This is a genomic window from Rhizobiaceae bacterium (assembly GCA_023953845.1).
Taxonomy (GTDB): domain Bacteria; phylum Pseudomonadota; class Alphaproteobacteria; order Rhizobiales; family Rhizobiaceae; genus Arvimicrobium.
On record JAMLJC010000001.1, the window covers coordinates 1,865,068 to 1,879,081 of the forward strand.

At 57.0% G+C, this 14,014-nt stretch carries 12 protein-coding genes, 1 pseudogene and 1 other annotated feature; of the genes and pseudogenes, 1 reads left to right on the forward strand and 12 read right to left on the reverse strand.

Annotated elements, in window-relative coordinates:
* The first annotated feature begins 2 nt into the window (after window positions 1–2).
* A pseudogene (locus M9955_09225) lies at window positions 3–278 on the forward strand (transposase).
* On the opposite strand, the gene M9955_09230 reads toward M9955_09225, so the two are convergent.
* From M9955_09230 to M9955_09285, 12 genes are all read right to left on the reverse strand, one after another.
* Entirely contained in the window at window positions 275–2,104 is a 1,830-nt protein-coding gene (locus M9955_09230; protein ID MCO5081822.1) for an AAA family ATPase, read from the reverse strand. The pseudogene M9955_09225 and the gene M9955_09230 overlap by 4 nt on opposite strands.
* Window positions 2,101–2,589, reverse strand: a complete 489-nt coding sequence (locus M9955_09235) for a threonine transporter (GenBank protein ID MCO5081823.1) — start codon at window positions 2,587–2,589, stop codon at window positions 2,101–2,103. The genes M9955_09230 and M9955_09235 overlap by 4 nt, the downstream gene beginning before the upstream one ends.
* Complete coding sequence (locus M9955_09240; GenBank protein ID MCO5081824.1) at window positions 2,582–3,679, reverse strand: restriction endonuclease; 1,098 nt, start codon at window positions 3,677–3,679, stop codon at window positions 2,582–2,584. Before M9955_09240 ends, M9955_09235 begins: the two co-directional genes overlap by 8 nt.
* Before the next feature lie 90 nt (window positions 3,680–3,769).
* Window positions 3,770–4,204: an N-6 DNA methylase gene (locus M9955_09245; GenBank protein ID MCO5081825.1), complete on the reverse strand. Its 435-nt coding sequence runs from the start codon at window positions 4,202–4,204 to the stop codon at window positions 3,770–3,772.
* A 90-nt stretch (window positions 4,205–4,294) separates the two neighbouring features.
* A protein-coding gene (locus M9955_09250) for an IS3 family transposase (protein MCO5081826.1) occupies window positions 4,295–5,523 on the reverse strand; the annotation gives its coding sequence in 2 pieces (ribosomal slippage) (window positions 4,295–5,235 and window positions 5,235–5,523; 1,230 coding nt in all).
* Window positions 5,126–5,242: a sequence feature (AL1L pseudoknot), on the reverse strand. It overlaps the preceding gene by 117 nt.
* Before the next feature lie 50 nt (window positions 5,524–5,573).
* The gene (locus M9955_09255) at window positions 5,574–6,584 is read right to left on the reverse strand and encodes a type I restriction-modification system subunit M (protein MCO5081827.1); all 1,011 of its coding nucleotides are present in this window, start codon (window positions 6,582–6,584) and stop codon (window positions 5,574–5,576) included.
* A complete protein-coding gene (locus M9955_09260; GenBank protein MCO5081828.1) occupies window positions 6,581–6,862 on the reverse strand; it encodes a hypothetical protein in 282 nt (93 codons plus the stop codon). The genes M9955_09255 and M9955_09260 overlap by 4 nt, the downstream gene beginning before the upstream one ends.
* A 134-nt stretch (window positions 6,863–6,996) precedes the next feature.
* Window positions 6,997–8,144 (reverse strand): IS3 family transposase gene (locus M9955_09265; GenBank protein MCO5081829.1). Its coding sequence is split into 2 segments (ribosomal slippage): window positions 6,997–7,895 and window positions 7,895–8,144, totalling 1,149 coding nucleotides; the frame shifts between segments, so codons are not numbered across the junction.
* A gap of 27 nt (window positions 8,145–8,171) precedes the next feature.
* Complete coding sequence (locus M9955_09270; protein ID MCO5081830.1) at window positions 8,172–9,374, reverse strand: DUF262 domain-containing protein; 1,203 nt, start codon at window positions 9,372–9,374, stop codon at window positions 8,172–8,174.
* The gene (locus tag M9955_09275) at window positions 9,371–10,825 is read right to left on the reverse strand and encodes a restriction endonuclease subunit S (GenBank protein ID MCO5081831.1); all 1,455 of its coding nucleotides are present in this window, start codon (window positions 10,823–10,825) and stop codon (window positions 9,371–9,373) included. Before M9955_09275 ends, M9955_09270 begins: the two co-directional genes overlap by 4 nt.
* Window positions 10,822–13,581 carry a DEAD/DEAH box helicase family protein gene (locus tag M9955_09280; protein ID MCO5081832.1) on the reverse strand — a complete coding sequence of 920 codons (2,760 nt, stop codon included), beginning with the start codon at window positions 13,579–13,581 and terminating at the stop codon, window positions 10,822–10,824. Before M9955_09280 ends, M9955_09275 begins: the two co-directional genes overlap by 4 nt.
* Window positions 13,582–13,614: 33 nt before the next feature.
* Window positions 13,615–13,809, reverse strand: a complete 195-nt coding sequence (locus tag M9955_09285) for a type II toxin-antitoxin system Phd/YefM family antitoxin (GenBank protein ID MCO5081833.1) — start codon at window positions 13,807–13,809, stop codon at window positions 13,615–13,617.
* Between the last annotated feature and the right edge of the window lie 205 nt (window positions 13,810–14,014).

Here is a 14,014-nt window from a genome sequence, read left to right on the forward strand (position 1 = left end):
GTCTCGCCGACAGGGCTTACGACAGTGACGCCTTGCGCGAAGAGATGGACGGGCGCGGTGCATGGGCCAATGTCCGCGCCATGCCCAACAGGGTCAAAACCTTCGCCTTCAGCGCCTGGCTCTACCGCCAACGCAACGCCGTCGAGCGCTTCTTCAACAAACTCAAACACTTCAGGGCCGTCGCCACCCGCTACGACAAACGGGACGACAACTTCCTCGCATCAGTCCAGCTCGCTTCAATCCGCATCTGGTTGCGAAGTTATGAGTCGGTCACCTAGAGAAAACCGAAACGCCCTTCGGCAGGATTTCGGGTGAACACCGTCATAGTCAGGTCCTTTTCGAACACCGCGGGCGGATGCTGGTTTTCTATGATAATGACCTGGCTGTCACTGCCGTGATGTTGAATGAGGTATTTGTAGAACCGCTCCTTTAGGTCAGTGCCTTGAAGGGCCTGATCCTCATCCCCTTCCGGCTGGAAGTAGGCCAGCAGCGGGGAGTCGAGCACCACGAATCCCGGATGCGGCAGGGAATGCTCTTGGCAGTATTCAAGGAGCGCGAGGGTAACGGCCGTATGTGTGATCGCCCGGAGCCCTTTTCCTCTGCTACCTCTGGGTTTGCCATCAATCACAAAATCGCTGGTCGCCTTATCGAAGTGAACATGACATTCACCGGGAAAATTCCAAGCTTTAAGGATCGTCTCAATCTTAAGTGACAAAGCGTGCGAAACCGAATCGGGAATGCCCGCGGCAACCTGCTTCTTTTCTTCAGGCGAATCGTCCATCTCCAAAATCGTCTTCTTGCGCTGTTCAAGCTTATCAAGTCGGTCGTATAGGCTGATCGCCTTCTGGACGCTGGCACGCTTTTCTACCAAGGTCGCAAACGCTCCGCGCGCATCGCCAACTTGCGGAGAAACCGTTTCGCGAATCTCAGCGTCCAGAGATTCGTACTCCTGTATTATTTCCGCAAGCTGAGACGAAAGGCCCCCGCGTTCACCTTGAAGATCCTTCACTGTGTCATGCAGCTCAGCATTGAGTTTCTCAATTTTCGCAATTTCTGCTGCCGCCGCCTGAACGATCGCGTCGACATCCCCGTCGCAGTCGTCATCGAGGTGCTGCGCCTCTGGCGAAGCGCCGCAAAGAGGGCAAGGCGCCTGCTGCACATGAACGAACATCGAACCGCTCTCCTCAATCGCGGCGAGGCGCTTGGTATCGACTTCGTAGTGCTCTCGCAGAAGGTCAAAGCGCGCCAGAAGTTCCTCTATCTCCGTAAGCCGGCCTTCAATGGCGCTACGCTGCTGAAGCAAATCACGTCGGGCAGCGAGTCGCTGATTAAGCTCCTCTTGCGCAGATACTAACCCCTCGCGCTGCGATTCGATCGAGCCCTCCAACCGCTCCAACTGATCTGACAGGTCAGCCCGATCCAGACCAGCATCGGCAATATCGCTCGCGAGGTCGGCAATCAGTTCGTCGATCAAGGCAACCTGTTGAGAATTGTCCTTTTCAGAAGAAGCGCCGGCTGAAACGACATTTGAATCGTCCACGCCTGTAAGCAACAATTTGACTGTCGCAAGCTCTGGGGTCTTGAGCGTGAACTGTCCGCCCCAGAAAGGCGAACCTGACTGCTGAATTTCCCCCTCCTGCACGATTACGAGGCGAGCAAGATTGCGAAAGCTCAGGCTCTGCGTTGTTCCCTTCGTGCTGCTCTTGAGGATACGTTTGCCAAGCAAACCGATCTTTCCCAACAGGAAACCAGAAACATTATCAGTACGATCATGCGCATGGCTTTGCTTCAGGATTGTCGGTTCTGCACCTTTGATGTTGAGGTCTGTCAGCTTGAAATCGCCGCCGGACGTTGCTCTTTGGAGCAGCCAATTCTCGCCAAGACTGGTCGCCAGCTCCAATGCGGCTTCGCCATATCCGGCGCGCTCAGGAATCTCCTTAAGGGTTGAACCACCAAGCATGAAATCGATGGATTCAGCCAAGAAAGATTTGCCGGTATCAGACGCGCCGCAGATGACGTTGACGCCTGGGTTGAATTCGACATCCGCGCGCTTCTTCGGACCGGAGAAGGCAATCTTCCGAAGTTGAAGGTAACTGTCGGTCATGACCCCAGCCCTCTTTGTGTTGGCTGGAACTGGCTTGTCCACCGGTCGAAGAAGCTTTGTGTGATGCCGCGGATTTCCTCGGTGGAAGCCCCTTCAAAGTGTGCGGCTGCCCACTCGGCACGGTCCTTCAGACGCATTGCATATTCTGTGGTGAGCGAAGCGAGGAACGGCGCTGCGCCTTCTCCGGCCATATAGCTGATGCCTTCACTCGTCGGGAGCCGCTGGACTAGGCCGCGGCTCATCATCAACATCAGCCCCTTTTCAATCAGCCCACGTCGCACGAGTAACTCACCGGCACGAAGGGGCAGTGGCGCGTGAAGGCTTTCGGGTCCGCCAGCATCGCTGGAGTGGACGACGAGATAATCCATTTCGATCAATCTTTGAAGATCGAAGGCCGCCGGATAAGCTGCCACCAGAATCGCGAGAGACCGAACCCCTGTCTCTAGCGGACTGTTAAACGGTGTGTGACGGATGCTGTCAGACATCATTCGGCACCCAAGTCAGGCGGTCATCGTTGGCAAGCTGGTGGCAAATGCCCTGTCTGTCTTGCGACTTGGTGGCAGGCGCGAGGGCATTGGCCGTCAGCGCAACTTGCGCGGCCTGCGCCACGGTCGCCTTCATCCTTTCGAAGCCGTTCGCGTAAGTTCCCTCACAAACATCCACGACGCCGTGGTAAACCTCATCCTGCAAGGCGTCGAACGTTCCTTCAGGCACGGTATCGCGCGCGAAGTTCCGTAGCGACTCTGCATGATAGAATCTCTCGCGCTGGCGGAGGAAATCCTTGCTGAACGCAGCATTGGATTTCAGATCATCAGGCGTAGCCAGCGGAGAGCCTAAATGATCGGCGTAGGCGTCAAGAAGCTGCCGAATGTACCGGCTTTCTTCCGGTGCAGGTGCTGACGGGGGCGCACCCGCGACAGGACGAAGCGGCAATCCGCCGCCAAATCTAACGGCGTGATATCCCGTGGTAGCATGACCATCGATCAGCTCGATGAGCGACTTTGAGGAAAATATTTTGAAATCAAAGGCCTCGAAGAAGGCGAGCAAATCACCCTCGAGCTTCACCTCGCAGGTGTCCGTGATGCCTGTCTTACAGTGTTTATCCCAGTTCGCTCGGGTCTGAATTTTTAGTTTATCAGGATCGTTGAGAAGCTTCTCCAGGCTTGTTCCTATCCCTTGCGAGCAAACGAAGTAGTGCGCACGGGGAGACGAATACTCTCCGAGATGCGCGTAGTAGATGATTTTGCCGATCTCCACCCAGGCATCGCTTGGGCGAAGAGGATGACTGTAGTGTTTACACTGATAGTTATCCCAAGCCCCCTCAAAGCCGGTACTCGCCACAAATCCTGCAATGTCAACGCCAAGGTCGCCCGAACCGCCGAAACGTCGAACTTTGCCGTATGAGCCCCCGAGTGATGTCGACCATTCTTCGATGAACTCTTCCCACTCAGCTGGCGAGAACGTACGGACGCGCGCAGCCTTCGGAAGCGGAATGCCACTTTGGATGTGTCCCGAGGAAGCCTGAGCGGTGGGCGTCTTGGGCTTTATCTCTTTAAGATCTGCATCAGAAATCACCCGCCACCTCTCTTTCGGAGAGTCGGTCCATCTGCCCATAGGGCAAACATGGTACGATTTCTGAACGTCAGCAGGCAGTCTCGCATCAAATCATGCCGCCTTGCCCAATGAAGCCAACACAGCACGGAAGCTGTTCAACCCCGCCTCAAGGTTCTCGATAATCTCTTCGGCAAGTTCATCCGGCTCCGGTAGATTGTCGAGGTCGGTAAGGCTCTTGTCTTTCAGCCAAAACACGTCGAGGCTGGTTTTGTCGCGAGCTACTAGCTCGTCGTAGCTGAACTTACGCCAACGTCCCTCAGGATTCGCTTCCGCATCCCAGGTCTCTTTGCGTTCGTGGCGATTTGCGGGATTGTAGCAGGTGATGAAGTCCGAGAGGTCTTCGAACCTCATCGGCTTCTTTTTCAGCGTGTGATGGATGTTGGTACGGTAGTCGTAGTACCAGACCTCCTTCGTCCAGGGATTCGGACTGGCCTCTCGGTTATCGAAGAAAATGACGTTTGCCTTCACGCCGTTCGCGTAAAAGATGCCCGTCGGCAGCCGCAGAATGGTATGAAGGTCCGTATTCTCCAGAAGCTTTGAACCGCCCCGGGTTTGCCGGAGGCCGTTTCGTTTGGGTCACGCTGCCATGGCTGGTTCTTCCAGCATGGCGTAGTAGCGCTCCTCGGCTTCAGCCGGCGGGACGTTGCCGATGGGCTCCAGCAGCCGGCGATTGTTGAACCAGTCGACCCACGTCAGCGTGGCAAACTCGACGGCCTCGAAGCTTCGCCACGGTCCGCGTCGATGGATGACCTCGGCCTTGTATAGCCCGTTGATCGTCTCTGCGAGAGCGTTGTCGTAGGAATCTCCAACGCTGCCCACGGAGGGCTCGATGCCGGCTTCGGCCAGGCGCTCGGTGTAGCGGATGCTGACATATTGAGAGCCCCTATCGGAATGGTGCACCAGACCGCCGCGATGGATGGGCCGCCGTTCGTGCAGAGCCTGTTCGAGAGCATCGAGGACGAAGCCCGCATGGGCGGTCCTGCTCACCCGCCAGCCGACGATCCGGCGGGCATAGGCATCGATGACGAAGGCCACGTAGACGAAACCCGACCAGGTGCTGACATAGGTGAAGTCCGACAGCCAGAGGCGGTTCGGCGCCGGAGCATGGAAGACCCGGTTCACATGGTCGCGCGGACATGGCGCCGCCTTGTCCTGCACCGTAGTCCGGATGGCCTTGCCGCGGATGACGCCGTGAAGGCCCAGGCCGGCCATCAGACGTTCGACGGTGCAGCGCGCGACGGTAAAACCTTCGCGCAGCATCTGCCGCCAGACCTTGCGCGCGCCATAGACCTCAAAGTTCTCGGCGAAGACGCGCTCGATCTCCGGCCTTAAGGCCATGTCCCGCTTCGCCCGCGCCGAGAGCTTCTCGGGATCGACCCGCTTGGCGACATGGTTGCGGTAGGTCGACGGGGCGATCGGCAGCACCTTGCAGATCGGCTCGACCCCGTGAACCTCGCGGTGATCGTCAATGAACGCAATCATCGTTTGAAAGGGCGGTCGAGCTCCGCCTGGGCAAAATAAGCGCTCGCCTTGCGCAGGATCTCGTTGGCCTGTCGAAGCTCACGGTTCTCCCGCTCCAGAGCCTTCAGCTTCGCTGCCATGTCCGTCGGCACACCGGCCCGCTTGCCGGCATCAACCTCGAACTTCTTCACCCACTCATTCAGAGTTTGCGCCGTGCAGCCGATCTTGGCCGCCACCGATGATACCGCCGCCCAGCGCGACGGATGCTCGGGCTCGTGATCAAGAACCAGCCGCACGGCTCGCTGGCGCACTTCGGGGGAAAACTTGTTCGTCGTCTTGCTCATGATGGCTCCACCTTCTCAGGAGTTGGAGCCTCCGGCAAACCCGGGGCGGTTCACTTCTTGCGGATCGTTTCTCCGGCACCGCCTTCAAAAAGCACGTTGTCAGGCACCACAACGGCGGCACAGCCCGTCGTCTTGAGCATCGTGCGGATATGCTGGACGAAGTTCAGCTGCTTGTTCGAAGTCGTCGCCCAAAAATCCTGCCTGTTGTAGGTCAGGTCATCGGTTTCCTGCTCCCCTTCTTCGTTGGTGAAGCTCATGGAGCTCTTCTTGCCGAAGGGCGGGTTTGCCAGAACATAGTCATATGTCCGGGCACTCGGCGCAACGAGAGCGTCGTTCGGTGAAACCGCGCCTTCGCCGTCGATTTCGCCGATGTTGTGCAAGAACATATTCATCAGGCACATGCGGCGGGTATTGGCGACGATCTCGTTCCCGTGGAACGCCTCGTGCTTCAGGAACGCCTTCTGCGCCTTGTCGAGCTGGTAGTTCTTGGGATCGGTTATGAAGTCATAAGCCGCCAGGAAGAATCCGCCTGTGCCGCAGGCCGGATCGGCTATGGTCTTGCCCGGCTCCGGCTGTACACATTCCACCATGGCACGAATGAGCGCGCGCGGGGTAAAGTATTGCCCTGCGCCGGATTTCGTGTCCTCCGCATTTTTTTCCAGCAGGCCCTCGTAGATATCGCCTTTGACATCGGCGCCCATCGTGACCCACTGCACGTCATCGACCATGTCGATCAGTCGGTACAGTTTGGCCGGGTCCTGGATCTTGTTCTGCGCTTTGGTGAATATCTGCCCCAGCATACCCTTGTGTGAGCCCAGTTCGCGCAAGAGCTCGATGTAGTGGCCCTCAAGCTCTGCCCCGCGTTTCGCTTTCAAGCTCTGCCAAGAATATTCTTTCGGGATCCCCACGTCGCGGCTGTATGGCGGCTTTGCGTACTCATCGGCCATCTTGAGGAAAATCAGGTAGGTCAGCTGCTCCAGATAATCACCATAGCCAACGCCGTCATCACGAAGCGTGGTGCAAAAACTCCAGACCTTGGAAACAATGGGTGCCGTACTCATGCATTTACCGCCATCAGTTGGATTTCATCGCTATCGGTATCGTCGACCTTTTCATGGCTGATGCCGCGGTCGATGACCTTACCCATGGCCTGTTCGACGAGGTCGAGCAGGCTCTGCCGTCTGCGTTCATAGAAGAGCTCGAAATCATCGCTCCGGAGGGTCGCCGCGTCGATCAGATGCGATGAGACAATCGCGTCCATTGCCGCATCTTGCAGCCCGACCTGCTTGTGAGACTGGATTGATCCCAGATATTCAGAGGGCGCCTTGCGGCCAATCATACGGTTCGCCTTATATGATATCGGCGTCTTGTTGATGATAGCGTCAAAGACCGCCGGTTTGATTTTGTTGTCCTCACACCATGCCTTCGGGAAAATGTGATGAATGGCCTGCTGCCGGTTTTTCGGACACGAGGTTAAGCTAACATAGCTTTCTCCTCGAACTCGACAGGACTCAGGTAGCCCAGTGTCGAGTGCCTCCGTCGGGGGTTGTAGAAGCGCTCGATGTAATCGAACACATCTGCCCTTGCGTCGTCCCTTTTCCTGTAGACCTTGCGGGCTGTCCGCTCGGTTTTCAGCGACGAGAAGAAGCTCTCCATCGCGGCATTGTCCCAGACGTTGCCCGACCGGCTCATCGAACAGGTGATGCCATGGTCGGCCATCAGGCGCTGGAACTGCTCGCTTGTATATTGCGATCCCTGGTCCGAGTGATGGAGCAGGCTGTCGGGTTTGCCTCGGCGCCAGATCGCCATGATGAGGGCGTCGGTCACGAGCTGGGCCGTCATCTCTGCCTTCATCGCCCAACCCACGACACGGCGGGAGAACAGGTCGACGACGGCGGCAACGTAGAGCCATCCCTCGGCGGTCCAGATGTAGGTGAAGTCGGCGATCCACTTCTGGTTCGGCGCCGATGCCTCGAATGCGCGGTCAAGCAGGTTGTCCGACACGGAGGCTCGCTCGCCCGTATCCTTCGGCAATCCACGGCGTCGGGGCCGAGCACGCAGCCCGTTCTCCCGCATGAGCCTTTCGACACGATGAAGGCCGCAGGAGAAGCCTTCGGCCAGCACGTCATGCCAGACACGACGGGCGCCATAGGTTCGGTCGCTGCTCTTGAAGCTGCGGTCGATCCGGGGAATGAGCACCTCGTCGCGCCGCGACCGGGCGCTGGGGCTGCGGTTGAGCCAGGCATGGAAGCCCGAGCGGGAGACGTCCAGCGCACTGCACAGCCATGCCACCGGCCAGATCGAACGGTGCTTCGCGATGAAGGCGAATCTCATATCGCTTCCCTCGCGAAGTAGGCTGCGGCCTTTTTTAGGATGTCGCGTTCCGCCTTCAGCTTCGCCACTTCCTTGCGCAGCCGGTCGATCTCCTGCTGCTCTGGCTTCATCTGACCATGGCCGGGAAACGCATGCTGTCGATCGGCAGCGAACTCCCTGACCCACTTGCGCAGCACGTTCTCGTGGAGATCCAGATCACGGGCAGCCTGCGCAACAGCAACGCCTCGATCCTTCACCAACCTCACCGCCTCAAGTTTGAACTCGCGGCTGAACTTCCTTCTCTGCATTCCCACTCTCCAGTTCCGTCAAACACCTTATCTCGGTGTCCACGAAACCGGCAGCAGGCCATGTACCTTGGGCTCAAGCCAGCGCTCCTTAAGGGATGATAGTACCGCAGCCAAAGGCACGATCTGCGTGCGGTACGGCAGATCACGCGCCGTGAAAAAGCATTCCTTGCGCAGGAACTTCGCTGCGAGCAGGAAGCCCTTCTCAACCTCCGGCGCCCATTTCTGGTACTCGGCAAGCGTCAACGATAGAACGGACACCCGCTTCGCGCTTACCGCCGATATGGCCTTACCCGTCTTCCCCGCAGCAATATCAGCCTGACGCCTCTCATGCGTTTCAAGCAGGCTGATGGCCTGCAGGAAATCTGTAGGCTCGACCGAGCTTAATGCCGCCTCCGCCTTGATACGCTCAGCCCGCCCCTTCACTTTGCGGAGGCCGCTGCCATACCAGTCATCACGAAGATTGAAATTCTCCGCAGCAAAGCTGGCGGTCACAAGCTCAAACACAGACAGCGGCACGCCGCCCGTATTCACCTTCTCAAACACAAGGCATACGGCTTCCTTGGTCGTCGCCTTGCCCAGCACGATCAACGGCAGCTGATAGCTGCGGAAGGCGCTGAGTACTTTCTTGCGGAACTGCATATAAGTTTGGAACTTGTCAGGCGCATACTCCTGCAGGCTCTCTTCCCAAGCATCCGAATTGAGGATTTGGTTGCAGGGAAAATAGAAGGCCTCACATTCCTTCTGTGCTGACGACAGATCAAGGACAACATCGCGGCCAAAATTTTCTTTGACCTTCCTGTCCTGCTCGACGGCGATAAACGCCTCTTCCAGCCGTCCATCTTCGAGCGCCAGATTGATATCGACATAGTAGTACCTGTCGATCGGCTTGCCCTTTTCGTTGAACGTCTTGACCGGCGTATCGAGCGCCAGCACCTGCGTCAGGGATGTCAGTCGCTGCTGCCCATCAAGAATGAGCCTCTCCGGCTCCGGGATCGCGCCAGAGAAAATCACATTTTCTACGGGGCGAACCTGGAAGCGAATATCCCCGCCGGTCTCGAGCAGCATGACCGCCCCAACCGGGAAAGATCGCGCGATGCTCACCAACAGCGAACGGACATGGTCGTCATCCCACACCCAGCCGCGCTGGAAGTCCGGAAGCTGAACCTTGCCTTCTGTGATCTGCTTGATGATTTCGGGCAGCGGGGTCTTGGTGCTGTCAAAGGTGCTCATGCGGCCTCCTTCTTGCCATTCTTTTTGTTTCGCCGCTTGGCTCCACCGCCTTCTTGGCGCTCGGCGCGGATACGATCCAGAAGAGCAGAAGCTGGTTCGTCGCCTGCGTCCTGATCAACAAGCTGTCCGGAAAAGGCCTTTTGAAGAATGGAATTCTTCAGCAAATCGGTCCGTCGAAGCTGATCAATCACTTGCTGAATCGCAAAATCCGTTGTTGATAATTTTTCCTCAACAAGCGACACAATCTTTTCTTGTTCTTTCAAAGGCGGAACAGGAACTTCAAACGAAGAAACGTGACTCTGATTAATCTTATAAATACCCGCAGTTGTTCTTGCGTCCCGCTCGATTTGCTGTCGAACTATACGAGAGTTCCAACAAAGGGAAAAATACCTTGGATTTACCAATTTTGTGTCAAGTCGAATTCTGATCATCGTATCAGGGAATGCCACCTGACGTGGTACTTCCCTAACGAGGCCGCCAGCCCCAACAAGTTGTTTGCTGCCATTTCCTCTAGATAAGAAGAAATCCCCCTTTGATACGAGGAACGGCGCTGCGTCAGAGCACTCCCAGTCACCCTCTTTGAACTCTGTAAGATCAATACGACCTTGTTTAAGCGCGGTCAGCCTGAGCACTGGGAAACCGCCTGGTCGATCCTTAACCGACCTACCGTTGCAAAGCGGCTCACTCAACAATGCGGAGACAGGTGTAAGTTGCCACTCATTCGGCAAACTTTCAGTCAAAGCAGCGCAACTCGATTTATTGGAGCGTTGCAACTCACCATCCCGTCTGTTAGCGGTCAGCTTGCCTTCGAAAGCAGCTTTAAGGACGGACTGGCGATAGGCTTTTAGCTGCTCGTACGCGGTGATGAGGTTCTCAACTCCCTTATCAAGTTCAGACAACAATTCCTCGATCTTGCGAACGATTCGATACTGCTCGTTTAGTGGTGCAATGGGTATCTGCTGCGCAATATAATCTGGAAACCGCAAGTTACGAAGATTGTTACTCCCTCCCTGAAGAGTTTCAGTACCTCCGACAGAATAGAAATGCTGTAGATACCAATTAAGGTAGGAGGTATTAATATTTTTATTGGGACGGCAGAATCGAAAGAAGTTTGTGCACACGAAATCACAGTTCTGATCCGCGCTCAGCACTTCATTTGTGATCAAAACGGTTCGCCCAACCGCTTGATCGGGACCGCCTCCCGATACTTCGACCAGAATATCGCCGGTCCGTAGGCGGCGCTTCTCAATACTAGAGTTTTTCAAGCGACGGATCGCAGCAGTCTTGCCTTTTTGCGTCCCCCAATCGCGCAGCTCAGAAGCTCGTATGCAACGCACTAGCGAGCTATCATCGAGAGCATCAGAGGGGTCTGATCCCCAATCGCCACCCAGAACGATTTGGAATAACTCTTCAAGCGGTACTTGCGCCCAGCTGTTAGGCAGATTCATCATGCCGCCAGCGCCTCATTCAATTCTGCAATCACGTCGTCCATTTTCTCCCCAAACAACTGGTGCATCCGCCCCATCCCACCCTTAGAATCGAACGGCGCCATTTCCAGATCGTCACGCTCGACATGGAACGAGTCGATCACATGGTCGCGGATCATCCGCAACCACTCCATCTGTTCTTCCGTAAACTTTTCCCCGCTGCCGCTGTGACGCTGCATGATCCAGTTCTGGAAGTTTTTGCGCACAGTCTCGGAGAACGGCGAGATCGTCGCGTCAATCCCGCAGACGCGGCGGACAAGAGCGACCAAGGCCGCAAGCTCAGTTGAGGGATTGCTGCCCTTGTAGTCGTCGAGGTGGGCATAGGCCCGCCAGACGCGCAGCGGCGCAAGCTTGGGCCGATCCTTCTTCAACCGATCCATGACCTCCTTGATCATGGCATAGGTCAGCTCCGAGCGGCGCGCAGGCTCGCTGTAGAGGATGGTCAGGGCGTCGATCTCATCCCGGCTTTGTTCGAGGTATTCGGCAAAATCCTTCGCCATGACCTCGGCGTTTTCCTGGGCATCGCCGCTCCAGGCGGCCTCGATCAGGGTGTCGAGATTGTCATGGTCGATGGTCTGCTCCTTCTCGCGGCGGATGCCGTCGATGAGCGCGATCAGCGGCCCATTGAAGACGGACGCCGCATACCCGACCAGCTCGTCGCGCGCCTTGATGCGCTGCTCGTCCGTCGGCTCGCCGCCGCCTGCTGCCTGTCGCGCCTTCTCTTCGATACGGTCGGCGTCAAGCGCCGAAACCAGCCCGCTCACGATGTCCGAGAGCGGCATCCCGCCAGCGGCCTCTGTGATGCGGGCCTGTTCCTTGTCATCCAGCTGCTTGTTAAGGCGTGCCAAACGCCCGGCGAGCGAACTCACGGTGTCTTCATCGCGCACGCCCATCATAACCCCAGTGGCGAGGTCCTTCAGCGGCACATTCGGCTTCGTGATGAGCGGCTGGCTCGCCGTCTTCAGAGACTTGGTGACGCCGATAGCGTCTACGATCACATAGTGGGTCTTAGCGGTTGTGGCGGACGGCGTGACCTTCTTCAGTCCGTCCGCGTCAAGCGTTCGTGTCCCGCGCCCTTTCATCTGCTCGAAATAGTTTCTGCTCTTCACATCACGCATGAACAACAGGCATTCAAGCGGCCTCACGTCCGTGCCGGTTGCGATCATATCGACCGTCACGGCGATGCGCGGGTAGTAATCATTGCGGAACTGGGCGAGGACGGATTTGGGATCCTCGGTTGCTTGGTAGGTGATCTTCTTGCAGAACTGATTGCCTTCGCCGAACTCCTCGCGAACGATCTGAATGATGTCGTCGGCATGGCTATCGGTTTTCGCGAAAATAAGGGTTTTGGGAACCTCATTTCGGCCAGGGAATATCTCCGGCAACTTGTCACGGAAGGTGCGGATGACGGTGCGAATCTGATCGGGGTTTACGAACTCCCGGTCGAGCTGCTTGGCGGAATATGCCTCGTCTTCGTCCTGCCGCTCCCACCGCTTGGCACGGGTCAAGCGCTCGCGACGCTCGATCTGCTGGTGCGCTTTGATCTGAGCCCCTTGTTTGGTGCGCTCTGTTTCGATGACAAAAATCTCGTTCCCGACATTCACGCCGTCAGCAACCGCCTGGTCGTGGTCATATTCGCTGACGACGTTCTTGCGGAAAAAGCCGTAGGTGCGGTTGTCCGGCGTGGCCGTAAGGCCGATGAGGTAGCCGTCAAAATACTCGATCACCTGCCGCCACAGATTGTAGATGGAGCGGTGACACTCATCGATGATGATGAAATCGAAAAACTCCGGCGGAATCTTCTTGTTGTAGACGACTGGCAGCGGCTGTTTGCCCCGGACCAGCGCCTCAGCCGGGTTTTCCTCTTCTGCCGCCTCGTCGAGCGGCTCATCCTTCAACAGCGAATACATACGCTGGATCGTGCTGATGCAGACCTGCGCGTCCTTGGCGACGAAGGAGGATTTCAGGCGCTGGACGTTGTAAAGCTCGGTGAACTTCCTGTTGTCGTCGTTGGGCAGGAATGACATGAACTCCTGCTCCGCCTGCTCACCCAGGTTTTTGGTATCGACAAGAAAGAGCACGCGCTTCGCGTCCGCGTGTTTCAGCAAGCGATAGACAGAGGTGATTGCCGTGTAGGTCTTGCCGGAACCGGTCGCCATTTGGACGAGGGCGCGCGGCTTATCGGCCTTAAAGGACTGCTCCAGATTTTCGATCGCTTTGATCTGGCAGTCGCGCAGGCCGTCATGCGGCAGCGGCGGCATCGCTTGAAGGCGAGCCCGCAGGGACAAAGGCTTGGTCAGCCACTCCGCCATTGTTTCAGGACGATGGAACGTGAACACCTCGCGCGAACGCGGCTTGGGATCGCGGCCATCGGTGAAACGCGTTATGACGCCGGTGCTCTCGTACACGAAGGGCAAAGGCTGCTGGTTGTTGACCCATTTCAGAGTCGCAGCAGCATAGCCGCCGGACTGCTCTTCGACGGTGGTGAGCTTGTGACCCCACTCGCTGGGCTTGGCTTCAATGACGCCGACGGCTTTCTTGTCGACGAAGAGCACATAGTCGGCAGGGCCCACGTCCGTCTGATACTCGCGAACCGCGATGCCTTGGCCCGCATTGAAATTGATGGCCTTCTTGTCCTGAACGGCCCAACCGGCCTCAATCAGCAGCGCGTCAATCTGATCGCGCGCCAGCTGCTCTGGATTCTTGTTGCTGTCGTTCACGGTGGCTGCATCCCCCTCGCACGCCCTGTAATTTCAGCCGCCCTGGACGACTCCCTTGCTGGCCTTATCAGTCTTAGCCGAGAGGCGGTTAAGCCGCTCATATTCTTCTACACTCAGAACGATGACCACCGGCCGACCGTGCTTCTCAATCGTGACCGGTTCCGCGCGCGCCACGTCAATCATCATTCCAAAGGCATTCTTGGCGGCCTTGGCCGACATGGTCTTCATGATCATAGCCCCGGAACGAAATCGGCCCATAATGGCTATTTCGTCCACTTTCTGCAACCTTGAAGAGATTTGATTTTCCGTAATGTATAACGGTCCATGACTGACAAAGCACTGCTTCGTCTGGAGCCGTCCGTCGCCCTCACCAGCTGAGGGGCGGCGACGGAAACAGCGAAGCCAAGGCCTGCTTTGGTGGTGGGCTCCCGAG

Bases quoted from the DNA above. Each gene is read 5' to 3' on its own strand.
- M9955_09260 (MCO5081828.1), bottom strand. From the start codon at position 6,862: ATGATTGGCCGCAAGGCGCCCTCTGAATATCTGGGATCAATCCAGTCT.
- M9955_09275 (MCO5081831.1), bottom strand. From the start codon at position 10,825: ATGATGAATCTGCCTAACAGCTGGGCGCAAGTACCGCTTGAAGAGTTA.
- M9955_09285 (MCO5081833.1), bottom strand. From the start codon at position 13,809: ATGAAGACCATGTCGGCCAAGGCCGCCAAGAATGCCTTTGGAATGATG.
- M9955_09235 (MCO5081823.1), bottom strand. From the start codon at position 2,589: ATGTCTGACAGCATCCGTCACACACCGTTTAACAGTCCGCTAGAGACA.
- M9955_09230 (MCO5081822.1), bottom strand. From the start codon at position 2,104: ATGACCGACAGTTACCTTCAACTTCGGAAGATTGCCTTCTCCGGTCCG.
- M9955_09270 (MCO5081830.1), bottom strand. From the start codon at position 9,374: ATGAGCACCTTTGACAGCACCAAGACCCCGCTGCCCGAAATCATCAAG.
- M9955_09255 (MCO5081827.1), bottom strand. From the start codon at position 6,584: ATGAGTACGGCACCCATTGTTTCCAAGGTCTGGAGTTTTTGCACCACG.